Consider the following 24,451-nt stretch of genomic DNA (forward strand, 5'->3'; position numbering starts at 1 on the left):
GGCTCAAAGCCCTGAGGCCTGGACATATTCTCGTAGGGTGTTTTGTGGAGCGAAGCGGAGCCACACCCGAAGAGATTATGTCCAGGCCGCTGGCGTGCGTGCCCGTACCGAGCGCATGGTAAGATTCTTGCAGTTCTGACTACTCAAGGAGTACGTATGTCCCGACCTATCGTCGCGATCGTCGGCCGCCCGAACGTGGGCAAGTCGACGCTCGTCAACCGTATCGCCCAGACCTCCGACGCCATTGTTCACCAGAGCCGTGGCGTGACGCGCGACCGCAGCTATCACGTGGCCGATTGGAATGGCCGCGAGTTCATGCTCGTCGATACCGGCGGCATTGAGCCCATGAAGAGCGACGACGTCTTTGCCACCTCCATCCGTGACCAGGCCCTCGCCGCCGCCGAGGAGGCTGCCGTCATCCTGTTCGTCGTTGATGGCTCCATTGGCGTCACTGAAGAGGATGAGAGCGTCGCGCGCATGGTGCGCAAGCTCAAGAAGCCCACGTTCCTGCTCGTAAACAAACTCGACAATCCCGCTCGAGAGAACGACAATCTGTGGGAGTTCTACTCTTTGGGCGTGGGCGACCCGGTCGCCGTGTCCGCCCTGCATGGCCATGGCACGGGTGACCTGCTCGACGAGGTCGTCGCCCTACTGCCCGAGGACACGGGTGATGAGGACACGGAGCCCGACACCCTGCGCGTCGCCATCATAGGCCGCCCGAACGCCGGCAAGTCCTCGCTGTTCAACAAGATGATCGGCAACGACCGCTCCATCGTGAGCAACGTCGCAGGCACCACGCGTGACGCCATCGACACGGTGGTCGAACGCGATGGCAAGCGCTATCGCATGGTCGATACCGCCGGCATCCGCAAGAAGAGCACCGTTTACGAGAACATCGAGTACTACTCCATGGTGCGCGGTCTGCGTGCCATCGATCGCGCCGACGTCGCGCTGCTCGTCGTCGACGCCTCCACGGGCGTCACCGAGCAGGACCAGAAGGTCGCTAATCTTGCCATCGAACGCGGGTGCGCCCTCGTGGTGCTTCTGAACAAGTGGGATCTGCTCAAGGACGACTATGAGCGCGAGGCCGTCATGGAGACGGTCAATCGTCGTCTCACCATGGCACCGTGGGCCGAGTACCTGCGCATCTCCGCCCTCACGGGTCGCTCCGTCCACAAGATCTGGGACATGGTCGACGCCGCCGCCGAGCGCCGTGCCTCTCATATCACCACCTCGCAACTCAATCGTCTGCTCACCGATATGCGTGAGTTTGGCCACACCGTCTCCGACGGCAAACGCCGCCTCAAGATGCATTACGTCACGCAGACCGGCGAGAAGCCCCCGGCGTTCACCTTCTTTGTCAACCATACGGATCTCGTGAGCGACAACTACAAGCGCTACATCGAGAACCGCATGCGCGCGACCTTTGATTTCAAGGGCACGCCGATCCGCCTGCGATTCCGCGCCAAGAAGAGCGACAAGGACAAGGAGTAGCAGATGGCAGGCGTCCCCATTCACCCGTGGCTATTCCTCGGGTTCTGCTGTCTGCTTAACTACGCTCTTTGCGGCATCCCCTTCGGTAAGATTTTCGCAAAGAGTCTTGCCCACGTTGACCTGCAGAAGGTTGGTTCGGGCAACATCGGTACGACGAATGCCCTCCGCGCGGGCGGTCCCAAGGTTGCCGTGCTCACCCTTTTGTGTGATGTCTTGAAGGGCGTCATCTGTGTCAACCTGTCGCTCATCCCGCTTTCGGGAGTGCTCGGGCCATTCGGCGTCGAGCGCGCGGCGTTCTACCCGGGCGGCTCGCATGACTACGTTATTGCCGTGCTCGCCCTCTCGTGCGTCATCGGCCACATGTTCAGCTTCTACTTGCACTTCAAGGGCGGCAAGTCAATCGCCACGGGGGTCGGTGTGCTGTTTGCGATCAACGTGCCTTGGGCGCTGCTTCACTTAGGCATTTTCATCGTCCTCGTCGCCATCACTAAATTCGTGAGTGTCGGCTCGATTGCCACGGCCGCTCTCGTCGGCGTCACGGCGTGCATGCTCTTCCCCCAGGCCTCCCTTACCTTCAAACTCATTATGGGATTCCTCGGGCTTCTCGTCGTATGGGCCCACCGCGGCAATATCAAGAAGCTCATGAGTGGTAGGGAATCGAAGCTCTCACTAAGCAAACGCGTCGACAAGATGGATGAGTGACATGCACATTGCACTAATTGGAACAGGCTCATGGGGCACTGCCATGGCGGGGCTCGTTGCCTCGAATGGCAACTCCGTCACCATGTGGTCCTACGACCTGGACCCCGTGACCGAGATCAACGAGCGCCATACGAATGAGTGCTTCCTCAAGGACTTCAAGCTGCCCGAGACGGTCACGGCCACGAACTCACATGATGAGGCACTTGCAGGTGCGGATGCGGCCATCTTCGCCGTGCCGTCTGCGTTCCTGCGCGGCGTTGCCCGCGACTGCGCGCCCTTCATATCCGATGCGCTTCCTGTGCTCTGTCTCGCTAAGGGTATCGAGCTGGGCAGCGGACTGCTCATGAGCGACGTCATCGCCAGTGAGATCGGCCATCCCGAGCGAATCGCGGCCCTTTCCGGCCCTAACCATGCGGAGGAGATCTGCCGCGGTGCCCTTTCCGCCTCGACGATTGCCTGCGAGAGCACCGAGATAGGGGAATTCTTCAAGGAACTCACTTTAAGCCCGTCTTTTCGTGTGTACCTCTCCTCGGACATGGTGGGCGTGGAGTTGTGCGGTGCCATGAAGAACGTCATGGCCATCATCTGCGGTATCGCCGCTGGATCCGGCATGGGCGACAACGCGCTCGCGCTCATCATGACGCGCGGGCTGGCCGAGATCAGCCGCTTGGTACACGCCTGCGGCGGTGAGGCGATGACCTGCATGGGCTTGGCGGGTATGGGGGACCTCATCGTGACCTGCACGTCCCAGCACTCCCGCAACCGCACGTTCGGTGAAGCGTTCGCCCACGGCGAGACACTCAAGGAGTACCAGGACCGCCGCCGCATGGTGGTGGAGGGCGCTGCCGCAGCGCGCAGCGTCAGCGAGCTCGCCCGTAGCAAGGGCGTCGATGTTCCCCTCACCTTCGCACTCGAAAAGCTCCTGTATGGGGGAGAAACGATCGAAAGCGCCCTTGCGGCCCTCGTAAGTCGCATCCCCAACGAAGAGTTTTACGGCCTTGAGGACTAAATGACGGCTCTTGGGTGGTGCAGTTGGGAACGGGCCCCTTTTGCACCACCCCCCCCCAGGATCTCGAAAGGAATCACCATGTCAGCCATCAAGATCTCGCCCTCAATCCTCTCCGCCGATATGGCCAACCTCGCGCGCGACTTGGACCGCATCTCGTGCGCTGACTATATCCACGTCGACGTTATGGATGGGCACTTCGTCCCCAACCTCAGCTATGGCACGGCCATCGTCAAGGCCTGCAAGTCCACAACCGACATTCCACTCGACGTCCATCTCATGATCTCGAATCCCGATGACACGGTCGACTGGTACATCGACGCTGGGGCGGACCTCATCACCGTGCACTATGAGGCATCAACCCATCTTCATCGCACCATCTGTCACATTAAGGATCGTGGCTGCAAGGCGGGCGTCGTGCTCAATCCCGCCACGCCCGTCTCTGTTCTTGAAGACATCCTCGACGACCTCGACATGGTGCTCCTCATGAGTGTGAACCCCGGGTTCGGAGGCCAGAAGTTCATCCCCCGCACGCTCGACAAGCTCCGCCGCCTGTCCGCGATGTGCCGCGAGCATGGCGTTAATCCCCTCATCGAGGTGGACGGAGGCATCGGGTCGGGGAATGCCGAGGAGGTCGCCGCCGCAGGCGCAACCGTGCTCGTCGCCGGCTCCGCCGTATTCGGCGCTTCCGATCCCGCGGCGGCCGTCGAGGCCATTCGCCATGCCGGCGAACTCGGATACGCGAAGATTGGTGCCTAGAAGATGCCGCCTCAGAAGTACGTCAACCTCGATTACGCCGCCTCGACTCCCATGCGACCCGAGGCGATCAAGGCCCAGCAGGCATATGATTCCTCGCCGCTCGCGGGCGTCAATCCCAACTCCCTCCATTCGCTTGGGCGACAAGCGGCGATTAAGCTCGAGGACTGTCGCCGCACGATCGCCCACAGCCTTGGCGCACGGGTGCGATCCAGCGAGATCATCTTCACCGGGGGAGGAACGGAGGCAAACGTCCTCGCACTGCTCGGCATTCCGGATGCCGTGCGACAACGTTGGCGCACGCGCACGCGTGTCATCGTCTCGGCAATCGAGCATGATTCCATCCTGGACAACATCGCTTCGCTTCGGGCTTCCGGCTTTGAAGTCGATCTTGTCAAGCCCGATCGAGCCGGTCGAATTCTTCCCGATGCACTTGCGGCGGTGATGGGAGACGATGTCGCCCTCGTGTCAGTGATGATGGCCAATAATGAGACGGGCGTCGTGCAGCCCATAGGCGAACTCGCCCGCGTTGCACACGCACATGGCGCACGCATCCACGTCGACGCAATCCAAGGCTGGCTCCACACGCCATTCGATGTCAACGAGCTCGGGGTCGACGCGCTTTCCCTTGCGGGCCACAAGATCGGCGGACCCGTCGGAATCGGTGCGTTGTACCTCAAAACCAGGACGCCCATTCGGGCCCGTTCCTTTGGCGGAGGCCAGGAGGTGGGGCTCAGGCCCGGCACGCAGGATCTGCGCGCCATCATAGCGCTCTCTGCAGCCACTTCTGCGCTGCTTCCCAATGTTCGTACCGATGCCGTTCGCGTGGGCATGATGGCGAATAAGCTCTACGCGGCACTTTGCGAGCACCCCCGTATTCACGCGACGATGGGGGATTGGAGCACCATCGATCGACTTCCCGGCATCGTGAGCATCTACGTTGAGGGCATGGACTCCGAAGAGCTCATCCTCCAGCTTGATGGTCGCGGCTTTGAGGTCTCCGCCGGCAGCGCATGTTCGAGCGGGAGCCTTGATGCCAGTCACGTCCTGCTCGCCATGGGGGTTCCCCGCGAAGATGCCCTCGGCTCGCTTAGGATCTCGTTTGACGATCGCGTCGACGAGCGCGATCTCGATCGCTTTGCCCGTGCCGTGTGGGAAGTGGTGGGATAGATGCTCGTCAGTGAACTTCTTTCGTACCTACTCGATAGGTTCCCACGTGAGGACGCCGAAGCTTGGGATCACGTTGGTCTTTCCGTCGGAGATCCCGATGCTGAGGTCAAGGGGGTCGCCTGCGCGCTCGATGCCACGGTCGACGCGATTTTTCGTACCGCTGAGTTGGGAGCTAATGTCTTACTCACGCATCACCCTGTGTACATTTCCGCTCCCGATTGCTTCGCGCCCGCCTCGTCCGTGCGCCCAAGCTCGTCCGCCGCGGTGTACGAGGCGGCGCGTCATGGCGTGAGCGTTATTTCCCTCCACACTAATCTCGATCGTTCCAAGGAAGCACGCCAGGCCCTTCCCGCCCTTATGGGCCTGAGTGCCTTTTCCTCACTCGAACATGTCACCGAACCCGATGTGCCTGGCCTTGGAGCCGTTTGCGAAATCGAACAAACCTTTTTGGGTGATTTCGCGTCTACCGCTCAAAGCGTCTTCGATACGAGTGCCCATGTTTGGGGCGATGCCGCCTCTTCGGTCTGTCGCGTTGCTTTCATGGGAGGTTCGCTTGGTGATTTCGGTGAGCAGGCACTCGCGTGCAACTGCGATGTCGTTGTCACCGGTGAACTCGGTTACCACCGGGCGCAAGACCTTGCGCTCCGTGGGCTTTCTGTTGTCCTACTCGGTCACGACCGATCCGAGCAACCGTTTTGCCGCATACTTGCCGATGCGACCGCGAACGCAGGTGTCGCCCAAGACCGTATAGATATCATTCCGCTCCCACACCAGTGGTGGGTGCCTACACAAGGAGGATGCGCATGAGCATGGGTTCCGACCTTCTCAAACTTCAGGAGACCGATCTCGAGCTCGAACGTGAGCGCATCGCGCTCAATAATCTGCCGCTCATCGCGGAGCTCGCGAAGAAGCGTTCGGCCCACGCAAAACTCAAGGCAGAGGCCACGCGCCTGCTCGCCGCGCGCAAGGACGCCCAAATCGCCTTGGACGATCTTAATGAGGCCGAGCGTGCATGTCACGAGGCGGTGGAGGCAGCCCGGACACGTCCCATCGACGCCAGCGACCACCGTGCGCTCCTCGATCTTGAGGAGGAGCTCTCGCTTATTGCCAAGCGTCTCGATAAGATCGAGTTCGATCGACCTGCTGCACGTCAAGCCCTTGCCCTTGCACGGGAGCGTGAGCAAAAGCTCTCCGATTACATTGCGCGGTTCGAGGCTTCGATCATCGAGGACACCAAGGCCGCCCGTTCTCAAGCGGCCGATTTGCAATCCTCAATCGACGAGCTGATACGCCGGCGTGAGCATTTGCTGGGTCGCTTGCCCGAGGACGTTCGCGATCTGTACGAGCGCGGGCTCAGCAGGTTCAAAGGGCTTGCCGTCGAGCGCATCGAGGGCAATGTCCCCACCGTCTGCCGCACCGCGCTTCAGCCCGCGTCCATGGATGCCCTGCGCCATGCCCGCGACATTGCCGAATGCCCCTACTGTCATCGCATCATCGTGCTTGATTGCGAGGAGTAGCCCATGGCGAAAACGGTCTTGGTCTGCGTCACCGGATGCATCGCCGCATACAAGTCCTGTGAAATCGTGCGTGGACTCCAGAAGGCGGGTGTTCGCGTCAAGGTGTGTATGACGGAGCATGCGACCTCTTTTGTGGGGCCGACGACGTTTCGCGCGCTCACGCATGAAGAGGTCGCCGTCGATTTGTTCGACAATCCGTCCGACCCCATCCACCATATCTCGCTCGCCAAAGAGCCCGATGCCGTCCTCATCGCTCCGGCCACGGCGAACGTGATTGCGAAGATCGCGCATGGAGAGGCCGACGATCTGCTCACCACGACCGTCTTGGCCTGCAACGCGCCGGTTGTCGTGGCGCCTGCCATGAACGTAGGCATGTGGCAGGCGGACGTCACACAGCGCAATATCGCCGCGCTCGAGGAGCGCGGATACGACATCGTCCGCCCGATCTCCGGATACCTCGCCTGTGGAGACTCGGGCGAGGGAAAGCTTGCCGATGTCGAGGATATCGTCGCTCGAGCCTTGCTCGCCCTTGAAACATCCGAGGCGCTCGAGGGGGAGCGGGTCCTCATCACCGCCGGAGGGACCCGCGAGGCCATCGATCCCGTGCGATATATCGGGAATCGCTCGAGCGGCAAAATGGGACACGCCCTCGCGCGGGCGGCTCATGCAATGGGAGCCCATGTGACCCTGGTGACGGCAGCTGCAGGCCTATCGATTCCCTTCGGCGTAGAGGGCGTTCATGTGGAGAGCGCGGCACAGATGCACGCCGCGGTGAGCGAGCGCTTTGATGCATGCTCGATGCTCATCTGCGCCGCCGCCGTCGCCGATTACACCCCGGCGCATCCCGCCGATCAAAAGCTCAGCAAGGCTGATGGCGAGCTCAAGCATATCGAGCTCATCAAGACCCAGGACATTCTCGCCGATATGTCAGCTCGTAAGGGGAACCGCATCGTTGTCGGCTTCGCCGCTGAAACCAACCACCTCGCCGAGCGTGCGCACGCCAAGCTCGCTCGCAAAGGTTGCGACGCCATCGTCGCCAACGACGTCTCCCGTGCCGACTCGACGTTCGGTTCAGATACGAACGAGGTGCTCTGGGTTACGCCCGACATGGCGGACCCCCTGCCATGCATGGGCAAACAGGCCCTCGCATTCGAACTGCTCAAGCGCGCACAGGCACTAAAATCTTAGGAAGTTGCAAATTTATCCTTGCATCTATGCCGAGCTTTGGGTAAAGTACTTCCTTGCTTCGGGACGTAGCGCAGCTTGGTAGCGCACTTGCATGGGGCGCAAGGGGTCGCTGGTTCAAATCCAGTCGTCCCGACCACGGAGCATGAGAGGGCGGCCTTATGGTCGCCCTTTTTCATTTGCGGAAGGCTTATCCGGTCGTAAAGCGGGTATCATCCTCCCAGTGTCTATATCGTTACAAGGAGTCGCGCGTGGCTGCTGGCAAGATTCGGAAAAAGATCAAGAAGGAGCTCATCGGCACCTCCGATTACCCTTCTAACAAGATCTTCACCATCTCCAACTTCATTACGTTCACGCGCCTTATCCTCACCGGTGTCTTCCTCTTCCTCTTCGTTACCGATTACAACCGCTATGTCGCACTCGTCATCTACGCCGTCGCCGCCTCGACCGACTGGCTCGACGGTCAAATCGCTCGCATGACCAAGACGGTCAGCTGGCTTGGGAAAATGCTCGATCCCATTGTCGACCGTGCCCTGCTGTTTTGCGGCGTGGTTGGCCTCGTGGCTCGCCATGAGCTGCCCTTATGGATCTGCCTTGCCATCGTTGGGCGCGACATCTATCTGTTCCTCGGCAATTTCGTGGTCAAGCGCTATCATCGTCGTCCCATCGACGTCGTCTTCATCGGCAAGCTCGCGACCGCGTTGCTCATGAGCGGCTTCACGCTTATGCTCCTGGGCCTTCCCGTCCTCGATGGCATGGGCATCGTTTCCAGCTCCATCACCTGGTTGCCCGGCCTCAATGGTGAGGCGGTGCCCCTTGGCATGTACTTCGTATATGCAGGCGTATGCTGCTCGCTTCTAACCGGCGTGGTCTATACGACCAAGGGAATCGCGGCCATTCGCTCGGCCATCGCGCATCCTGAGGACGAGGACGAGGATTTCCTCAACCCCGAGATCGACGAGGACGAGGAGTCGGCAGAGGAATAGTCTGCGTATTCCCACTGAACGCGTGCCGCTTGCGCTAGAATGAAACGATAGTTGACGATACTTCGGATGTATTCCGATTTTCCAGTAGGGGGTTCCCATGGCAAACATCGAGCAGAACGAGACCACGCGCGTCTTTCGCATGCCGAGCAGCGATGCCACGGCGCCCGACCTCATGAAGAGCGCCTCGCTGGTCGTTCCGGTCCTCTCAATCATCAAGGGGCCCCAGACCGGCAACGTCTTCGAGCTCGATGCGCCCGAGATCACCATCGGTCGCGATCCCGCGAACACAATCTTTCTCAACGACATGACGGTGTCGCGCAGCCATGCGAAGATCCTGCGCAACGAGGCGGGTGTCCTCATTGAGGATCTTGGCTCCCTTAACGGCACCTGGGTTGATGGCGCGATCGTCAATTCCGCCCCTCTGCATGATGGCTCTTCCGTGCAGATCGGCACCTTCACGCTGATGTACCACGAGAGCACCGTGGAGCGCATCGAAACCGGTGAGTAGCTTGGCTGAGCGCAGCTACCTCAGCATTGGGCAGGTCGTGAACCTGCTCCGCGGTACATACCCCGACCTTTCAAACTCGAAGATTCGCTTCCTGGAAGACGAGGGGCTCATCACGCCGCACCGCACTCCTAAGGGCTATCGTCAGTACTCGAAGGCGGACGTCGACCGTCTCGAGGTTATTTTGCATCTGCAGAAAACCAGGTATATGCCACTTTCCGCCATCAAGCAGAAGTTGGACAGTGCATCTGACCTTTCGACCCTCGCATTCGAGGTCGGCCTGCTTACGGATGCGCCCATGAAGGTTGCCTCAAAGGAGACTCGTCAGAAGCTCCATCCCATCGAGGACGTCCCAGATATCCTCGGCGTCGACATTGCGTTCTTGCGGCAGCTTTCCGATAACGATCTTATCCGGATTGTTCGCAGCCCCCAAAACCGGGAACTCATCGACGGTCGGGACTTCGAAATCATCCGTCATTGTGCAGAGCTGTCGCGCTTTCACATCGAGCCTCGCAATCTGCGGCAGTACGTCAATGCAGCCAACCGTGAATCCGCCCTATTCGAACAGGTTCTCATCGGTATGCTCGGTACCGACGATTCTGATGACAATCGAGAGGCGAAGCTCGATCGCGCGTTCAAAACGCTTCATGACCTCACGGACGGAGTTCGTACCGCGCTGTTGCGTAACCGCGTCTTCGAGTCGCTTAACGCCGTGGTCGAGGATGCCGATGTCGATGCCATCGACGATGAGATCACGCGCGCGGAGATGGCAGCCCAAAGCAACTCCGCCGTCCTTCCATATGCCACCCCCGAGTCGACCACGGGCGTGGCTCCACTCGATGCAACCGAACTTGCCGCCCAGCCCATTCGCGTGACGCCCATTACAGCCGAGTAGAAAGCACAGGATTATGGAACCGTTCGATTACGCCGCTTACATCGCCGATATCCCGGATTACCCTGAGCCCGGCGTCGTATTCAAAGACATCACGCCGCTCTTTGCCGACCCTGTGGCCATGCGCCATACCGTCGAGGACATTGCCGATCATTTCAAAGACGCGGGCGTCACTAAAGTGGTCGGACCCGAGGCGCGTGGCTTCATGATTGGCGTACCCGTTGCTCTCGAGCTTGGAGCCGGGTTCATTCCCGCACGCAAACCGGGCAAGCTGCCCCGCGAGACCTACTCGGTGAGCTATGAGCTCGAGTACGGAACCGATACCCTTGAGATTCATAAAGACGCCATTCAGCCCGGTGACCGCGTGCTTATCGTAGACGATTTGATTGCGACCGGCGGTACCGCGGCGGCGGCCGGAAAACTTGTGCAAGATGTGGCGGCCGAGCTAATAGGGTATGCTTGTATCTTGGAGCTATCGTTCCTCGATCCTCGCAAGACGCTTGCGACTGCGGGAGATCAAGAGCTGTACAGCCTCATTCAGGTATCGTAACGAACGCGCGCCTTGCCGCTCGTATCGAGGAGTTTTCATATGACGCACTCTAAACGCAGCCTTACCGCACGTCGTGCCATCGTCGCCGGTCTTTCCGGCATCGTTCTTATGTCCGGCGTTCCCACGTTCGCCTTCGCCGACACTGAGTCTGATCTTGCAGCGGCCCGCGAACAGCTCGAGGAGATTGGACGTCAGACAGAAGAGATCACCAATCGTCTTTCTGAGCTCACGTACTCCCTTGAGGAGACTCGCGGTCAGATCGATGAGACGAACAATGAGATTGCGGAGCGCCAGCAGCTGCTTTCCACGTTCGTCTCCTCTGAATACAAAGGCGGTCTTGCCGGACTGATCGAGATTGTGCTTTCCTCGACGTCCTTTGATCAGTTCGTCTCGAGTGTGACGTACATGAACAAGGTGGCGAACACGCAGGCCGAGACCATAGCAGAGGTTAAGACCCTCAAGGAGGAGCTTGATACCAAGCAAGCCGAGCAAGAGGAGAACGTCAAGGAAACTCAGGCGAAGGTCGATGAGCTCAACGCGCAGCGCGCTGAGGCCGCGTCGGTCGTGAGCTCGCTCGACGCAAAACTCCAGGAAGAGCTTGCCGCCGAGGCGGCCGCAAACGCTGCCCTCCAACAGGGGCTTAACGCGAGCCAGGGCGACCAGATCGATGACGTCCAGAACGTCGATACGCCCTCCAACAACAATACGGACCAGGGTGGCGGAACCAACACCAACAACTCCAACAATACGCCCGCTCCCACACCTTCGCCTGCGCCGACACCGGAGCCCGATCCCGAGCCCAACTATGTTCCGAGCACCGGTAACGCCATCGTCGATCGTGCATGGAGTTGGGTTGGCAAGGCTGAATATGTATGGGGAGGGTGCGCTCCCGGCCAGTTCGACTGCTCCGGCTTTGTGAGCTACTGCCTCACTGGTCAATACCGTCGTCTTGGTACCACCAATACGTTCATGGGCTGGCCGCAGGTGAGCAATCCCCAGCCGGGAGATGTGTGCGTCAATTGGGGTCACACCGGCATTTATATCGGTAACGGACAGATGATCCACGCGGCCACCTATGGCGTCGGCGTCGTCGTCGGCCCTGTCCAGGCTGGTATGATCTACGTTCGCTACTAACATCTCGAACAATGCACGTGGACGGCGGAGGGGGAGTGCTCCTTCCGCCGTCTCTCTATACCGGACATTCGTCATACAACGCGAAAGGATTCATACATGTCATGGGCTCTCATAGCGGACTCCAGCTGTAATCTACGCGCATACCAACCCGCAACGGCGGATTGCGCCTTTGCGTTGGCTCCGCTCAAAATCGTAGTTGCAGGCGAGGAATACGCTGACGATGCCTTCCTCGATGTTGCCACGCTCAACCATCGGGTGGCCGCCGAGCCCTCCGCATCGGGTAGTTCATGTCCGAGTGCAGGGGAGTGGGCGGAATTGTTCCGCTTGGCGGACAATGTTATTGCCATCACCATCTCGGCGAACCTTTCCGGCAGTTTCGAGGCCGCTCAAATGGGTCGCAATCTCGTGATGGATGAATATGCCCGCGACCATGATGGTCAAATCGCTGGGAAGAACATCTTCGTTCTCGACTCAAAGGCTGCCGGAGGAAAGCTCGAGCTTATCGTTCAACTTCTAGATAGGTACCTAACGAATAATCCTGATGCTACATTTGACCAGGCAGTATCGTATGCTGAACAGCTACAGGCAAGCTCTCAGGTGCTCTTTTCGCTGAGCAGTTACGAGAATCTCACGAAAAATGGACGCATGCCCAAAGTCGTCGGAGCCCTCGCCAGCGGTCTTTCCATCCGCATGCTCGGTACTGCGAGTGCTCAGGGGACGATCAAGGTCGTAGCACCAACGCGTGGTGACAAGAAAACGTACCGCAAGATCATCGAAACCATGCGTGCTGATGGGTATCGTGGCGGCATGGTCTATATCGACCATGTTTTCAATGAGGACGGTGCCTCGGCACTCAAGGATGCGATTGTTACCGAGTGGCCTCATGCCGAGGTGTTCGTCTTACCCTGTGGCGGCCTATGTTCGTACTACGCCGAAAAGACCGGCCTAATCATTGGGTACGAATGGGCGCACCGTCTTTGACATCATCAACAGACGAAAGCGAGAACCCCCGCAACGCGCGGGGGTTCTATATTTAGATCGTCATCTACTTTACATAATATATATTATCGTAATTCTGAATAATGTATCACATACTCAGACCGAGAGACACACCATTACGACCAAACCCGATTAGATCCTGCCAGACTCCTCGAGGTAAGCATAGGCGGACATGGCCGCAATGGCACCGTCAGCCGCCGCGGTGATGACCTGTCGCAAGGACTTGGAACGCATATCGCCAGCGCAGAATAATCCGGGAGTCTTCGTTGCCATTGATTCATCGGTAACGACGCCACCGTCTGAACCAAGGTCAACATAGGGAGCTACGATTTGGGTAGCCGGATCATGGCCGACGGCGACAAATATGCCAACCGAGCCTTCGTCGAACATCTCGGCGTGCGTCTCTCCCGTGGCATTGTCTCTCAATACGATGCGGTTGATAAACGTCGAACCGCTCACTTCGATAATACTAGTTTGGTACCTAATGGTAATGTTGTCACGCGTGAGAAGTCGCTCTACCATGCCCCGTGGAGCCCGGAACACATCGCGTCTCACGACAAGTTCAACGTGCTCGGCGATATTGGAGAGATACATTGCCTCCTCAACAGCGGAATTGCCGCCACCGATGATAAAGACGTGCTTTCCGCGATAGAACATTCCATCACAGGTGGCGCAATACGATACTCCCCTTCCGCGGAACTCATCCTCACCTACGAAGCCTCCAAGTCGGGGCGTAGCTCCGGTCGCCACGATAAGCGCAGGGGCTTCGAGCTGCTCCATATCGGTGTTGACGATGAACATGTCATCTTCGCGGTCGATCGACGAGACCGATCCGTACGTGGACTGAGCGCCTGCATGCTCGGCGTGTTCCTGCATCTTCTGGCCAAGTTCGGCCCCCGAGCAACTGCCTAATCCGGGGTAGTTGTCAATGATATCTGAGGTGGCAATCTGTCCGCCAGCCATCCCATGCTCGACAACCAGAACGTCTAGGCTGGCTCGTGCGGCGTAGAGGGCAGCGGAATAGCCTGCGGGACCTCCACCGACGATGATGAGGTCTTTCGTGGAATCCATAGCCGGTACATCCTTTCGGTACGTCGTTTCTTTGCTCTTACCCGATTGCGCCGAGCTCTTGCAGGGCGGGACGTACAATGCTGTTAGCAAGCAACCAGGGAGACGCCCACATGACAACTGAACGCCTCGACAATCTTGGCGATAACGTGCCGCTCAATTCCCGGGGGACGGTATCACCGGCAAGCGAAGCCCCACGGCCCGTTATTACCATTATGCATGCCTCGGTAGGTTCCGGACATCGCGCGGCAGCCATGGCAATCGCACAGGCGGTGGAAAACATGCGGGGTGCACATGGCGTACCCGATGATGTTGAAGTTGATGTCCTCGACGTACTCGATTTTGGGCGCATCAAATTCGACGGTAACAAAACTGCGGCGGCGTTCACGGGCGCCACGAGGCCCATCTACGATGTTACGTGGCGCTATACGCTCACGGGCAGATTGCTCTGGGGCGGTGGATCGGCGTGGTCCAGAATCATGTTCCACTCATTTAACGACTATGTGACTGAGAAGCGACCCCTTGCCGTCATTTGCACACACATCACCGCCGCAAATACCGCCGTTGGAGCCCGCATGATGACAGGTGTGGAGTTTCCCGTCGTCTGCGTCCCCACCGATTACGAGATAGAGGGTTGGTGGCCACACAAGGAAACCGACCTCTTTTGCGTCGCGACCGAGTTCATGGCGGAGACGCTCCGCCCACGAAAGGTGCCCGAGCGCTGCATTGAGGTCACGGGTATACCCATCAGACCGGGATTCAGCGATCCACGCGATCGTGAGCACGATTGCGAGACGTTCGGGGTGCCAAGCGACAAGACCTTGGTGCTGGTCATGGCAGGTGCCGCCCTACCCCAGCCGTATGTGCGATTCCGGGCGGCCATGGAGGAGACGCTTCCCTACCTGCGCAGCTTCGAGAGTATGCACTTCGTGTTCCTGCCGGGTAAGGACATTGCATACGCGAAGCACCTGCGCTCTGTGTTCGAGGGCATGAAGCTTCCCAACGTCACCGTACTCGATTACGTGGACGACATGGCGGCCCTCATGCGGACCTGCGATCTGGCGATTCTCAAGTCCGGCGGACTTACCGTGACGGAGTGTCTGTGCGCCGAGCTGCCGATGATCTTGCTTGGAAAATCGTATGGGCAGGAGAAGGCGAACACGACGATGCTCACGTCTTTCGGCGCGAGCATGCATGCTACCACCTCACGCGAGCTCATCATGCAGTTGAGGCATCTCCATGATAATTCAGAGGCGCTCCACGGTCTCCTCGTCAACGCTGGCGCACTCCGCCGTCCCAATGCCGCACAGGACATCGTTTGCAGCACGATGCGGCTGGTCGGCGTGCCGTGTGATCGCGAGCAACATTTCGCTGAATTCTACTGGGGTGGAAAACCCGCGCATATACGGTAGAAAGATGCCCTCGCGGACAAATGACCGCGAGGGCATCTTGTATTGACGCATAAAGCCTTCTACGTGCTTACCGCATTTCTACACGAGCAGGAAGTACGCAAGGAACGCGGCGGCGGCGACCCACATGAGCGGACGAATCTTCTTGAGGTTGCCCGTCACGGCAGCAACGACCACGTAGGCGATGAAGCCAAGACCGATGCCGTTGGAAATCGAATAGGTGAACGGGATACCGACGATGATCATGAAGGTCGGGAAGCCCTCGAGGATGTCCGACCAGTCGACCTCGGTGACCTCGCTCATCATCAAAAAGCCGACGTACACGAGGGCGCCACAGGTGGCGGCGGAGCTGATGCAGCTGATAACCGGGGAGAAGAATGCGGCGAGCAGGAAGAGAACGCCTGCCGTCACGGAAGTAAGTCCGGAGCGACCGCCGTCGGCAGCGCCGGAGGCAGACTCAACGAACGTGGTGATGGAAGATGCGCCGAACACGCCACCCGCAGCTGCAGCCACGGAGTCGACGATGAGGATGGGCTTGATGTCCTCAACCTTGCCATCCTCGGTGAGGAACTCGCCCTGCTTGGCAACGGCCATGGCGGTGCCCATGGTGTCGAAGAAGTCGCTCATCATGAGCGAGAAGGCAAAGAGGAGCAAGGCGGGAGTGGTGAGGGCCTTGACGACGCCCATGACGCCATCGGCGTCCGCCATGAACGGGGCGCCGAAGGTGGAGAAATCGAGCGGAGCGACGATGCTCGAGGGAGCAGCGGTCACGCCGAGCGGAATGCCGAGGACGGAAGCGATGACGATGCCCCACAGCAAGGCGCCCTTCACGTTCATGGAAGAGAGGACGACGGTGGCGACGATGGAGATGAGGCCGACGAGGAAGACCGGGTCGGTCACCTTGCCGAGGGCGACCATGGTGGCCTCGTTGGCGACGATGATGCCGCCATCCTTAAGGCCGATCATCGCGATGAAGAGGCCGAGGCCGATAGAGATGCCGTGACGCAGGGACACGGGAATGGCATCCATGATGGCCTCGCGGAGACCGCACAGCACGAGCAGCAAGATGGCGATACCCTCGATGAAGATGATAGCCATGGCAGTCTGCCAACCGAGTCCCATGGCTCCGCAGAGCGTGTACGCGACGATGGAGTTGATGCCCATGCCCGAGGCGCAGGCGAGCGGACGGTTCGCGATGAGGCCCATCGCGATCGTCATGACCGCGGCACCGATGCACGTGGCGGTCACCGCGGCGGCGACGGGAACGCCACCGGCGGAGAGGATGAGCGGGTTCACGACGATGATGTAAGACATCGCCAGGAACGTGGTCAGTCCCGCACGCAGCTCAGTGGCCACGTCGGACTTGCGCTCCCCCAACTTGAAAAACTGGTCCATAGATAATTCCCCCTATACGACTGGACCGACTATTTCGAACCGCTCGACCCGAAACCGCCGCTACCGCGATCGGTCTCGTCGAGTTCGTCGACCTCTGTAAGGTGCACGACGGGCACCTGCTGGATGACGAGCTGGGCGATACGCTCTCCCCGCTCGATGTGAATGGTCTGCTGGGAATCAAGGTTCACGGCGATGACCTTAAGTTCACCGCGATAGTGGGCATCAATGAGCCCCGGGGTGTTGGCGATAGTGAGACCGCGCTTGAGAGCCATACCGCTCCTGGGCTGAACAAACCCGGCGTACCCATCCGGAATTGAGATGGCAAGGCCAGTGGGGATGAGGACGCGCTCGAAGGGCGCGATGTCGACGCTCTCATTGGCACGCAGGTCCAAGCCCGCATCACCCTCATATGCATAAGCGGGTAACTCGACGGTTGGATCCAGGCGCTTGACGTTCACGTTCAACATGGACATGTAATCACCTCAGCTTATCGAGTTCGGATAGGAACTCATCGATGTCTTGGAAGTCACGATACACGGACGCGAATCGGATGTAGGCGACCTTATCGATCTTCTCGAGGCGCTTGAGGACCATATCGCCAATATCATGGGAGCTGACAGCCGAACGCGCCCCGCCCCTCAGTTCCAGTTCGATGTCATCAATGAGCGCGTTGAGCTGCGTGAGATCGATGTCGCGTTTGGAAGTTGCGCGCATAAGTCCCACGAGCAGCTTATTGCGGTCGAAAGGCTGCGTGGTTCCATCGCTCTTCAGCACCTCGATGGGGTCCTCGCATCGTTCGAATGTGGTGAACCGGTATCCGCACGATCGGCATTCACGACGACGTTTGATGGCGTTCGAGGAATCCTGCATACGCGAATCTATCACACGCGTGTCATCATGGCCGCACTTCGGACACCGCATGGCATCGTCTCCCCTCACATCCGACAACTTCGCTAGGATACCACGCGTTGAGGGCAGTAATGCTAGAAACACAAGATATGGTGAGTTGTAATAGTTCTAGCCTGCAGAGGGAACGACCAACTCCATGCCAGGGTGAAGCGAAGCGCTGGTAAGTCCGTTCCAGTCCCTCATGACCTCAACGGCTTCTTCGATTGCGAGCCCATCCACGGGGTTGTCCTCCGCGATGCTCCACAATGACTCTCCGGCAGAGACCGTTACATTTTTAGACGTCAGCGTGTCGACGAAGGCCGCATGACTCGCATTCCGAGCCTGGAAAACTGTGGACAGGATGGAAGCACACGCTACGATCAAGACCAATGACGCGACGCCGAAGAGGATAAAGCGAGACCGCGATGAAGGTGCCGGACGATCCCGCGCATAGACATCGGGTGCGGCAACTTGGAAGTGACCGGGCTGGATGTGTGAAACAGTCGACACGCCGCCAGAGACGACGCTTAAGGCTGGTGTGGAGGGTCGGTCCAACGTGAGGGCCAGGGATCCGTAGGTAAACGATGTGGAAGTCATATTCGCTCCTCCCGCTCTGCATCTTGTCGCCTTTGGTTATATCGAGCCGTGCGGACAAAACTTCTGGCACAAGAACGAGTGTTCGTGTATTATTATCTTCGAACAGTTGTTCTTGTCAAGAGAAATGCGAACAGATGTTTGTATTGAGAGGAGCGGTTATGGCCCGCAAGATCACGAAGCGTCAGCAGCAGATCTACGACTTCATCCGTTCATATCAAAAGGAGAAGGGCTATCCCCCGAGCGTTCGAGAGATGGCCGCCGCCGTCGGCCTCTCCTCCCCTTCCACCGTTCATGCCCATTTGAGCGCGCTTGAAGATCTCGGGCTCATCAAGCGCGACGCGACAAAGCCGCGCGCCCTCGAGGTGTTCAACTCGGACGGGTCGTCGGTCAAGCTCGATGAGGTCAAGGAAGTCACCACGCGCGGTACGGTTTCACTGCCGCTCGTGGGTCGCGTCGCCGCTGGGCTGCCCATTCTGGCCGAGCAAAACGTCGAGGACACCTTCACCCTTCCCACGGAGATCGCGACCGATTCGTGCTCCTTCATCCTTGAGGTCCACGGTGATTCTATGATCAACGTTGGCATCTACAACGGGGACTACATCGTGGTGCGTGAGCAAAAAAGCGCCATGAACGGGGAAATAGTCGTCGCCATGATCGACGGGGAAGCGACCGTCAAGACGTTCTACAAGGAACGTGGGCGCGTGCGTCTACAGCCGGAAAACGATTCCATGGAACCCATCTACGCCGACAACCCCACCATCTTGGGTAAAGTCGTCGCGCTCATGCGTCGATTCTAGACATCGCATGCGCCATGATGCAGAACGAGCCGTCGCATCATGAGAATAATCGTAGTGCAAGCGTTGGTGAACGCGTGCTTCGACGAGCTTCGCGGTGCCGTCATCATATTTATCCCCTCATACCGTTTAGCCTGCTCTACACGGCGAGTGCGACGTTGGCATGGTCTTGGCAACAAAAAGGCCGTACGTACCCAAATTGGATACACCGTGAACATATCCCGATATTGGCATGGATGGGAAGGCATTCGTTGATCATCTATGCAACGCACCAAGTGCTGCTGCTGATGGTGTTGGAGACTGTGTTTCAGTGAGATCGACCGTCAAACGATAGCACGATGCTATTCCGTTCGAAATGGCTGTAGACGCGCCGCGATACGTGCGGGAACACGGCAGACCATGCTGACATGATCATCGAAAAAAGCCTCCGAAAGCACCTGCCCCTGCTTGCGGATCGCGGCAATTAAGGCGCCCTCGCGATATGGAATCTCACATGAGACGAGAGCATCAGATGCAGCGGCCTCACGTGCGATTCTCGTTTGCAGGTCCTGCAAACCTTCGCCCGTGAGCGCGGAGAAGAACACCGCATCGGGGAAACGCCTCTTCAACGCTTCGATATGATCGGAATCGAGCAGATCGATCTTGTTGAACACCGTTACCGCGGAACATGCTCCCGCTCCAACCTCTCTAAGAACATGCTCGACCGCATCGATTTGCCGGTGGCGGTCATCATCTGAGATGTCAACGACTTTAAGGATGAGATCGGAGTCGCGAACCTCCGATAAAGTCGATTTGAAAGCCTCAACGAGTCCATGTGGGAGTTTTTGGATAAATCCCACGGTGTCGGTGATCGTAATGGCGCGCCCACCGGGAAGTTCATATGAACGCGTCGTTGGATCGAGCGTCGCGAACAGCTTATCCTGGGCAAGCACATCAGAGCCCGTCAGACGATTCAGCACGGTCGACTTTCCGGCATTCGTGTATCCGGCAAGAGCCACCCGGAAAGCAGGAGAGTTCGCTCGCCACTTTGATTGAACCGCTCGGCGTTTTTCAAGCTCCTTGAGCTCATGGCGAAGCGCGGAGATGCGATTGCGAATCATGCGACGATCGACCTCGAGCTGGGTCTCGCCCTGACCAAAGCGGCTACCGATGCCGCCACGGGTCTGCTCCTTGGCAAGATGGCTCCACATGCCGCGAAGACGTGGGAGCAGATACTGGAGCTGGGCAAGTTGCACTTGCAAGCGTCCCTCACGCGTTCTGGCATGGAGGCCGAAGATGTCGAGGATCAAGGCCGTGCGGTCGATGATCTTGACGGGTTCACCAAGGGCACGTTCCAGATATGATTGCTGAGATGGACTCAAGTCATCGTCGAAGATGACGACATCGGCATCGAGGCGGTTGACGAATCCGCGAAGCTCCTCCACTTTCCCAGATCCGATATACGATTTGGGAATCGGCCGATCGAGCTTTTGGGTCAAGCGCGCGACGACCGTGGCGCCCGCGGTATCCGCAAGACGCTCCAGTTCGTCGAGCGACCTATCGATGGGCCAGGCGTTATCACGCCAATCGACTCCCATGAGGATCGCACGCTCAGGAACAGGAGCCGTGGAGACAGGATCAAAACGGCTCATCCGTGCATTGCCTCCGAGAGAATGAATTCAACGGCACCCGCAAGTCCCCGCTCGTCCATGTCGATCCAACGCATGCGCACATCACGGCGACACCAAGCGAGTTGACGCTTGGCGTACCTGCGTGAACGACGTTTGATAAGATCAATTGCCTCATCCAGAGTGCACGCGCCATCGATGTAATCGATGATTTCCTTATAACCGATCGCTTGACGCGACGTAAGGGATTCGCGCGCCCCCTCCTCCAAAAGCCGCTCAACCTCAGCAAGAAGGCCTTGTTCCATCATAAGATCGACGCGGCGATCGATGCGTTCGTATAAGCGCTCGCGATCCATGGAGAGTGCATATGTGACGTGGGGAAATGCTTCACGGGGGTGCGAAAAGCCAGATGCCTTCTCAGCATAGGAAACTCCCTCGTCCGCCATTTCAAGTGCGCGAATCACGCGCTTGACGTTGTGCGGATGAATCACCGCGGCGCTCTTTGGGTCACGGCGAAACAAAAGAGCGTGGAGGCCCTCGTCTCCCAGCTCCTCATGAAGGGCAAGGTAGGAGGCGCGGCGGTCATCGTCGATCTTTCCTTTGGGAAACTCCATGACGTCGAGAGCCGCCCTCAAATACAGCCCGGTGCCTCCGCAAAAAACCGGAGTGCGTCCGTCCTCCTGAAGCCGTGCTATCTCTGCGCGAGCGTCGCGTTGATACAGCGCAGCGGAATATGATTCACTCGCGCCAACGAGGTCGATGAGGCGGAGGGGAACCAATCGCTCCGATACGGGCGTCTTGGCCGTACCGATATCCATGTTGCGATACACCTGCATGGCATCGGCAGAAAGGACCTCGGTGTGCAGGGCACGAGCAACGCGGTCGGCAACGGCGCTCTTCCCCACCGCCGTGGGCCCGGTGATGGCAATGATGGGGCTCATCGTGGCTCGCTCGTGGACAACCCGGAAAGATACCAGGTGCGTGCCACATCGATGTGAACGTCGAGCACTTTACCGACGAGTTCACGCGGATCGACGCCATCTGGAACGGGGCAGTGAACCGTTTGGTTCCAGGGACTCTTGCCCTGCAAAACGCGATCGTTCTTCTTCGAAGTTCCCTCTATCAACATGGGAACCGTGGTGTCGAGTGCATGCTGGTTATACTCGAACGCGGTACGCTCGACATGCTTGACCAGACGATCGAAACGCTTCTGGATAACGGACCTCGGCGTGGGGTCAACGATCTTGGCGGCGGGCGTGCCATCGCGTTTGGAGTAGATGAAGGTGAAGGCTTGCGCAAACCGGGCCTCATCCACGAGCGTTACCGTTTGCTCGAAATCTTCATCAGTCTCACCGGGGAATCCGACGATGATATCGGTTGTAAGCGCGATATGGGGAATACGATCGCGCACGCGATGCACGAGGTCGAGATATTGCTCACGCGTGTACTTCCTATTCATGAGCTTGAGTATGCGCGAGGAACCGGACTGCACGGCAAGGTGCAGCTGCGGCATGACGGCGGGAACCTCCGCCATCGCATCGATGGTCTCGGGCAGCAAATCCTTGGGATGCGATGAGGTGAAATAGATACGCTCAATGCCCGTGTCACCCACACGACGGAGAAGTTCGGCAAAGCGCGGCGCGGAACCTTGGTCGCGTCCATAGGAGTTAACGTTTTGCCCCAGCAGGGTCACCGAACGCACCCCTTGACGCACCAGACCGGTGACTTCATCGACGACTTCGTCCATCGGACGGCTCTTCTCGCGCCCGCGCACATAAGGAACGATGCAATAACTGCAGAAATTGTTACAGCCTGTCATGATGGGAACCCACGCATGATAGGCAGTCTCGCGATGCCAGGGCATATCGGTGGCAGAGCCCGTGTCGATTTCCTCAACGCGGACATGGCGGGAACCGTCAATAAAAGCGTCAGCGAGAAGTTCGCCCACATGAGCGATTGAATGGGTTCCGAAGATGACGTCGACGTTATCGAGATTGGTGAGAAGACCCTCGCCATCACGCTGGGCGATGCAGCCGCCCACCGCGACCACACGATGCCCGCTCGGCGACTTAGGAAGGCTCTTGCAAGAGGAGCACTGGCCGTACAGACGCGTATCCGCCGCCTCGCGCACGCAACACGTCATGAAAATGACGATATCGGCATCCTCGGGTCCGCTCGCCTGAAGGCAGCCGAGCGAGTCGAGCAGCCCGCCCACGCGCTCGGAGTCATGGAGGTTCATCTGACAGCCGAAGGTGCGGATGAAATACGTCTTACCGGAGAGGATGGAGAGGTCAGTCATGAGCAAACCTGCTTACAATCGTCGGAGAAATCGAACGCGTCGGCGTTGGAGATCGAGATGTGATGCACATACACGGAGAGCCTGATGGCCGTGCGGGATTCACCGTTGATGAGGATGTCGGAGAAAACGGGGGCACAGGAGATGTCAAAACCCGTAGGTATCAAAAAGCCCCGCGCGATTGCCATGGCCTTGATAGCCTGGTTGACGGCGCCCGCTCCGACGCATTGCATATTGACGGGAACGCCATCTTTAACCATGCCCGCAATGGCACCCGCAACCGAGGCGGGTGACGACTTACTCGAGACCTTGAGGAATTCCATGTGCGTTTCTCCAGCGTATAAAGTGCATTTAGTCAGATTGATTGCAAAGATACCGCAGGGCAGGACGAAGGGCAAGCAGGTGGACCGTCAGGTCTCATCCTTGCCGATATCGAAGGTGACGGTAATGCGATCGCGCGTAACCCGGATCTTGGGATCGTGTACGAGCGTGAGGTAATAGCGAGACGCGAGTTCCGAGAACTCCCTCTCCATGCTGCGCGAGAATGAGGCAAGGTCATCCTGGGCGATTTTAAGGCCTCGCCTGTCGCGAGCAAGATCGACCGGTGCCGGAGTGTGAGCGGAGTCCGTCTTCTCACGTAATAGGCGCGAAGCGACGCTACGAAGAGAGGGGATCGAGCCGCCGAGAATGCGATGAGCAGTTCGCTCGGAGATCTCGATGCCAACAGATGCTGCGATACGTATGAAATCTGACGCGTCGGCGGCACAGGCCAACCGGTCAACGACCGGGAGACGATCCTCGGAATCGATGAAGAGAAGTCGCGTAGTATCCACGCGCGAAAGTGCGTGGGCGTACAGCGTCGCGGCGATCTCAGTCGGAGAGCCAAGATAGACATCGCAGTCGTGTAACTCTTCACAGGCGAACTCGCAAACCGCGCGGGCGATGTTGTGGGGGCCACGCACACATGCAAGGACACCTTGCTCGTCTTTTGCGGTCTGGGGCCATGTCGACTGATCGGCGCGCTCGGGAAGCGTGTTGGTATCGGCGACAATGCAGAAGGAGGATCCGAGGTTCACTCCGGAAGCAACCACGCGGGAAGACCGGGTGTTCTGGCGAATGGAGAAGAGGGCCATACCGCGACCATGAACGCCCCATCGGTCCATTTTCATGGACTCGAGCTTTGACGTGACGCGAGCGTCGAAGATTCGTTCCCGCATCTCAGTGGGGACACCGGAACCATCGTCGAGGAAAAGGAGGGTGCGAGCACCCTCCTCCTTCATAGTAGCGACGTAAATCGACTTGGCACCTGCATCACGGGCATTGCGAAGCATCTCGACGACGATGTCCTCAACATGCTGGATATCGTGCTTCGCCTGGCGACGCTCCGCTTCGGAAACCCGCAGGCGCACGAAGCCATCACCGAGATTCTCCTCAACACGAAGATTGCCCTCTCCCGACATGGAGGCGATAAATGAGATGAGGTCGTTACCGTCTGCCATAA

General features: G+C 58.7%; 27 protein-coding genes and 1 tRNA gene. 18 read left to right on the forward strand and 10 right to left on the reverse strand.

Features of this window, described 5'->3' with window-relative positions; translation table 11 throughout:
* The first annotated feature begins 156 nt into the window (after positions 1-156).
* The 15 genes from der (at position 157) to Q5Q88_RS03300 (ending at position 12,878) form a co-directional block, all read left to right on the forward strand.
* Complete coding sequence (gene der, locus Q5Q88_RS03230; protein WP_294158579.1) at positions 157-1,494, forward strand: ribosome biogenesis GTPase Der; 1,338 nt, start codon at positions 157-159, stop codon at positions 1,492-1,494.
* Positions 1,495-1,497: 3 nt separating this feature from the next.
* Complete coding sequence (plsY, locus tag Q5Q88_RS03235; RefSeq protein ID WP_118653854.1) at positions 1,498-2,196, forward strand: glycerol-3-phosphate 1-O-acyltransferase PlsY; 699 nt, start codon at positions 1,498-1,500, stop codon at positions 2,194-2,196.
* Positions 2,189-3,205 (forward strand): NAD(P)H-dependent glycerol-3-phosphate dehydrogenase, encoded by a 1,017-nt coding sequence (locus Q5Q88_RS03240; RefSeq protein WP_199588906.1) that lies wholly within the window; start codon positions 2,189-2,191, stop codon positions 3,203-3,205. Before plsY ends, Q5Q88_RS03240 begins: the two co-directional genes overlap by 8 nt.
* A gap of 78 nt (positions 3,206-3,283) precedes the next feature.
* The gene (gene rpe, locus Q5Q88_RS03245; protein WP_118653856.1) at positions 3,284-3,961 is read left to right on the forward strand and encodes a ribulose-phosphate 3-epimerase; all 678 of its coding nucleotides are present in this window, start codon (positions 3,284-3,286) and stop codon (positions 3,959-3,961) included.
* Positions 3,962-3,964: 3 nt separating this feature from the next.
* Positions 3,965-5,128 (forward strand): cysteine desulfurase family protein, encoded by a 1,164-nt coding sequence (locus tag Q5Q88_RS03250; RefSeq protein WP_118653857.1) that lies wholly within the window; start codon positions 3,965-3,967, stop codon positions 5,126-5,128.
* Positions 5,129-5,935, forward strand: a complete 807-nt coding sequence (locus Q5Q88_RS03255; protein ID WP_118653858.1) for a Nif3-like dinuclear metal center hexameric protein — start codon at positions 5,129-5,131, stop codon at positions 5,933-5,935.
* Complete coding sequence (locus tag Q5Q88_RS03260) at positions 5,932-6,645, forward strand: zinc ribbon domain-containing protein (protein WP_294158587.1); 714 nt, start codon at positions 5,932-5,934, stop codon at positions 6,643-6,645. The genes Q5Q88_RS03255 and Q5Q88_RS03260 overlap by 4 nt, the downstream gene beginning before the upstream one ends.
* Before the next feature lie 3 nt (positions 6,646-6,648).
* On the forward strand, positions 6,649-7,833 hold the full coding sequence (gene coaBC / locus Q5Q88_RS03265) for a bifunctional phosphopantothenoylcysteine decarboxylase/phosphopantothenate--cysteine ligase CoaBC (protein ID WP_294158591.1): 1,185 nt from the start codon (positions 6,649-6,651) through the stop codon (positions 7,831-7,833).
* Between the two features lie 59 nt (positions 7,834-7,892).
* A tRNA-Pro gene (locus Q5Q88_RS03270) sits at positions 7,893-7,969 on the forward strand.
* A gap of 112 nt (positions 7,970-8,081) precedes the next feature.
* Positions 8,082-8,816: a CDP-alcohol phosphatidyltransferase family protein gene (locus Q5Q88_RS03275; protein ID WP_118653861.1), complete on the forward strand. Its 735-nt coding sequence runs from the start codon at positions 8,082-8,084 to the stop codon at positions 8,814-8,816.
* Positions 8,817-8,913: 97 nt separating this feature from the next.
* Complete coding sequence (locus Q5Q88_RS03280; protein ID WP_118653862.1) at positions 8,914-9,324, forward strand: FHA domain-containing protein; 411 nt, start codon at positions 8,914-8,916, stop codon at positions 9,322-9,324.
* Positions 9,317-10,216, forward strand: coding sequence for a MerR family transcriptional regulator (locus Q5Q88_RS03285; protein WP_302741753.1), 900 nt, complete (start codon positions 9,317-9,319; stop codon positions 10,214-10,216). The genes Q5Q88_RS03280 and Q5Q88_RS03285 overlap by 8 nt, the downstream gene beginning before the upstream one ends.
* A 13-nt stretch (positions 10,217-10,229) precedes the next feature.
* The gene (locus Q5Q88_RS03290) at positions 10,230-10,763 is read left to right on the forward strand and encodes an adenine phosphoribosyltransferase (protein ID WP_294122139.1); all 534 of its coding nucleotides are present in this window, start codon (positions 10,230-10,232) and stop codon (positions 10,761-10,763) included.
* Between the two features lie 39 nt (positions 10,764-10,802).
* Positions 10,803-11,897, forward strand: a complete 1,095-nt coding sequence (locus Q5Q88_RS03295) for an NlpC/P60 family protein (protein WP_118653865.1) — start codon at positions 10,803-10,805, stop codon at positions 11,895-11,897.
* A gap of 96 nt (positions 11,898-11,993) precedes the next feature.
* A complete protein-coding gene (locus Q5Q88_RS03300) occupies positions 11,994-12,878 on the forward strand; it encodes a DegV family protein (RefSeq protein WP_118653866.1) in 885 nt (294 codons plus the stop codon).
* Between the two features lie 150 nt (positions 12,879-13,028).
* Here the strand turns inward: Q5Q88_RS03300 and Q5Q88_RS03305 are convergent, their stop codons facing one another.
* Entirely contained in the window at positions 13,029-13,967 is a 939-nt protein-coding gene (locus Q5Q88_RS03305; protein ID WP_302741757.1) for an NAD(P)/FAD-dependent oxidoreductase, read from the reverse strand.
* Between the two features lie 110 nt (positions 13,968-14,077).
* Between Q5Q88_RS03305 and Q5Q88_RS03310 the strand changes: the two genes are divergently transcribed.
* Positions 14,078-15,376: a glycosyltransferase gene (locus tag Q5Q88_RS03310; RefSeq protein ID WP_302741759.1), complete on the forward strand. Its 1,299-nt coding sequence runs from the start codon at positions 14,078-14,080 to the stop codon at positions 15,374-15,376.
* 78 nt (positions 15,377-15,454) lie between these two features.
* Here Q5Q88_RS03310 and Q5Q88_RS03315 read toward each other — a convergent pair whose 3' ends face one another.
* The 4 genes from Q5Q88_RS03315 to Q5Q88_RS03330 all read right to left on the reverse strand — a co-directional run bounded on the left by Q5Q88_RS03315 (position 15,455) and on the right by Q5Q88_RS03330 (position 18,253).
* Positions 15,455-16,768, reverse strand: coding sequence for an NCS2 family permease (locus Q5Q88_RS03315; protein ID WP_294122127.1), 1,314 nt, complete (start codon positions 16,766-16,768; stop codon positions 15,455-15,457).
* Positions 16,769-16,797: 29 nt separating this feature from the next.
* Positions 16,798-17,241 (reverse strand): dUTP diphosphatase, encoded by a 444-nt coding sequence (dut, locus tag Q5Q88_RS03320; protein ID WP_118653870.1) that lies wholly within the window; start codon positions 17,239-17,241, stop codon positions 16,798-16,800.
* Between the two features lie 4 nt (positions 17,242-17,245).
* A complete protein-coding gene (nrdR, locus tag Q5Q88_RS03325) occupies positions 17,246-17,689 on the reverse strand; it encodes a transcriptional regulator NrdR (protein ID WP_118653871.1) in 444 nt (147 codons plus the stop codon).
* A 96-nt stretch (positions 17,690-17,785) separates the two neighbouring features.
* Positions 17,786-18,253, reverse strand: a complete 468-nt coding sequence (locus Q5Q88_RS03330; protein ID WP_118653872.1) for a LysM peptidoglycan-binding domain-containing protein — start codon at positions 18,251-18,253, stop codon at positions 17,786-17,788.
* Positions 18,254-18,411: 158 nt separating this feature from the next.
* On the opposite strand from Q5Q88_RS03330, the gene lexA reads away from it, so the two are divergent.
* Positions 18,412-19,050, forward strand: a complete 639-nt coding sequence (lexA, locus tag Q5Q88_RS03335) for a transcriptional repressor LexA (RefSeq protein ID WP_118653873.1) — start codon at positions 18,412-18,414, stop codon at positions 19,048-19,050.
* 17 nt (positions 19,051-19,067) lie between these two features.
* Entirely contained in the window at positions 19,068-19,361 is a 294-nt protein-coding gene (locus Q5Q88_RS09255) for a heparan-alpha-glucosaminide N-acetyltransferase domain-containing protein (RefSeq protein WP_366465287.1), read from the forward strand.
* Between the two features lie 27 nt (positions 19,362-19,388).
* Here the strand turns inward: Q5Q88_RS09255 and hflX are convergent, their stop codons facing one another.
* The 5 genes from hflX to Q5Q88_RS03360 all read right to left on the reverse strand — a co-directional run bounded on the left by hflX (position 19,389) and on the right by Q5Q88_RS03360 (position 24,449).
* Positions 19,389-20,678, reverse strand: coding sequence for a GTPase HflX (gene hflX / locus Q5Q88_RS03340; RefSeq protein WP_118653875.1), 1,290 nt, complete (start codon positions 20,676-20,678; stop codon positions 19,389-19,391).
* Positions 20,675-21,595: a tRNA (adenosine(37)-N6)-dimethylallyltransferase MiaA gene (gene miaA / locus Q5Q88_RS03345; protein ID WP_118653876.1), complete on the reverse strand. Its 921-nt coding sequence runs from the start codon at positions 21,593-21,595 to the stop codon at positions 20,675-20,677. The genes hflX and miaA overlap by 4 nt, the downstream gene beginning before the upstream one ends.
* The gene (gene miaB / locus Q5Q88_RS03350; RefSeq protein ID WP_118653877.1) at positions 21,592-22,953 is read right to left on the reverse strand and encodes a tRNA (N6-isopentenyl adenosine(37)-C2)-methylthiotransferase MiaB; all 1,362 of its coding nucleotides are present in this window, start codon (positions 22,951-22,953) and stop codon (positions 21,592-21,594) included. Before miaB ends, miaA begins: the two co-directional genes overlap by 4 nt.
* Positions 22,950-23,273: a stage V sporulation protein S gene (locus Q5Q88_RS03355; protein WP_118653878.1), complete on the reverse strand. Its 324-nt coding sequence runs from the start codon at positions 23,271-23,273 to the stop codon at positions 22,950-22,952. Before Q5Q88_RS03355 ends, miaB begins: the two co-directional genes overlap by 4 nt.
* 87 nt (positions 23,274-23,360) lie before the next feature.
* The gene (locus Q5Q88_RS03360; protein ID WP_118653879.1) at positions 23,361-24,449 is read right to left on the reverse strand and encodes an ATP-binding protein; all 1,089 of its coding nucleotides are present in this window, start codon (positions 24,447-24,449) and stop codon (positions 23,361-23,363) included.
* Positions 24,450-24,451 lie beyond the last annotated feature (2 nt).

It is taken from the genome of uncultured Collinsella sp. (assembly GCF_959026545.1).
Taxonomy (GTDB): Bacteria; Actinomycetota; Coriobacteriia; order Coriobacteriales; family Coriobacteriaceae; genus Collinsella.

Excerpts from the sequence above, each read along its gene's own strand:
- der (WP_294158579.1), top strand. The coding sequence starts at position 157 with ATGTCCCGACCTATCGTCGCGATCGTCGGCCGCCCGAACGTGGGCAAG.
- plsY (WP_118653854.1), top strand. The coding sequence starts at position 1,498 with ATGGCAGGCGTCCCCATTCACCCGTGGCTATTCCTCGGGTTCTGCTGT.
- Q5Q88_RS03240 (WP_199588906.1), top strand. The coding sequence starts at position 2,189 with ATGAGTGACATGCACATTGCACTAATTGGAACAGGCTCATGGGGCACT.
- rpe (WP_118653856.1), top strand. The coding sequence starts at position 3,284 with ATGTCAGCCATCAAGATCTCGCCCTCAATCCTCTCCGCCGATATGGCC.
- Q5Q88_RS03250 (WP_118653857.1), top strand. The coding sequence starts at position 3,965 with ATGCCGCCTCAGAAGTACGTCAACCTCGATTACGCCGCCTCGACTCCC.
- Q5Q88_RS03255 (WP_118653858.1), top strand. The coding sequence starts at position 5,129 with ATGCTCGTCAGTGAACTTCTTTCGTACCTACTCGATAGGTTCCCACGT.
- Q5Q88_RS03260 (WP_294158587.1), top strand. The coding sequence starts at position 5,932 with ATGAGCATGGGTTCCGACCTTCTCAAACTTCAGGAGACCGATCTCGAG.
- coaBC (WP_294158591.1), top strand. The coding sequence starts at position 6,649 with ATGGCGAAAACGGTCTTGGTCTGCGTCACCGGATGCATCGCCGCATAC.
- Q5Q88_RS03280 (WP_118653862.1), top strand. The coding sequence starts at position 8,914 with ATGGCAAACATCGAGCAGAACGAGACCACGCGCGTCTTTCGCATGCCG.
- Q5Q88_RS03290 (WP_294122139.1), top strand. The coding sequence starts at position 10,230 with ATGGAACCGTTCGATTACGCCGCTTACATCGCCGATATCCCGGATTAC.
- Q5Q88_RS03295 (WP_118653865.1), top strand. The coding sequence starts at position 10,803 with ATGACGCACTCTAAACGCAGCCTTACCGCACGTCGTGCCATCGTCGCC.
- Q5Q88_RS03300 (WP_118653866.1), top strand. The coding sequence starts at position 11,994 with ATGTCATGGGCTCTCATAGCGGACTCCAGCTGTAATCTACGCGCATAC.
- Q5Q88_RS03305 (WP_302741757.1), bottom strand. The coding sequence starts at position 13,967 with ATGGATTCCACGAAAGACCTCATCATCGTCGGTGGAGGTCCCGCAGGC.
- Q5Q88_RS03310 (WP_302741759.1), top strand. The coding sequence starts at position 14,078 with ATGACAACTGAACGCCTCGACAATCTTGGCGATAACGTGCCGCTCAAT.
- Q5Q88_RS03315 (WP_294122127.1), bottom strand. The coding sequence starts at position 16,768 with ATGGACCAGTTTTTCAAGTTGGGGGAGCGCAAGTCCGACGTGGCCACT.
- dut (WP_118653870.1), bottom strand. The coding sequence starts at position 17,241 with ATGTCCATGTTGAACGTGAACGTCAAGCGCCTGGATCCAACCGTCGAG.
- nrdR (WP_118653871.1), bottom strand. The coding sequence starts at position 17,689 with ATGCGGTGTCCGAAGTGCGGCCATGATGACACGCGTGTGATAGATTCG.
- Q5Q88_RS03330 (WP_118653872.1), bottom strand. The coding sequence starts at position 18,253 with ATGACTTCCACATCGTTTACCTACGGATCCCTGGCCCTCACGTTGGAC.
- lexA (WP_118653873.1), top strand. The coding sequence starts at position 18,412 with ATGGCCCGCAAGATCACGAAGCGTCAGCAGCAGATCTACGACTTCATC.
- Q5Q88_RS09255 (WP_366465287.1), top strand. The coding sequence starts at position 19,068 with ATGCAGAACGAGCCGTCGCATCATGAGAATAATCGTAGTGCAAGCGTT.
- hflX (WP_118653875.1), bottom strand. The coding sequence starts at position 20,678 with ATGAGCCGTTTTGATCCTGTCTCCACGGCTCCTGTTCCTGAGCGTGCG.
- miaA (WP_118653876.1), bottom strand. The coding sequence starts at position 21,595 with ATGAGCCCCATCATTGCCATCACCGGGCCCACGGCGGTGGGGAAGAGC.
- miaB (WP_118653877.1), bottom strand. The coding sequence starts at position 22,953 with ATGACTGACCTCTCCATCCTCTCCGGTAAGACGTATTTCATCCGCACC.
- Q5Q88_RS03355 (WP_118653878.1), bottom strand. The coding sequence starts at position 23,273 with ATGGAATTCCTCAAGGTCTCGAGTAAGTCGTCACCCGCCTCGGTTGCG.
- Q5Q88_RS03360 (WP_118653879.1), bottom strand. The coding sequence starts at position 24,449 with ATGGCAGACGGTAACGACCTCATCTCATTTATCGCCTCCATGTCGGGA.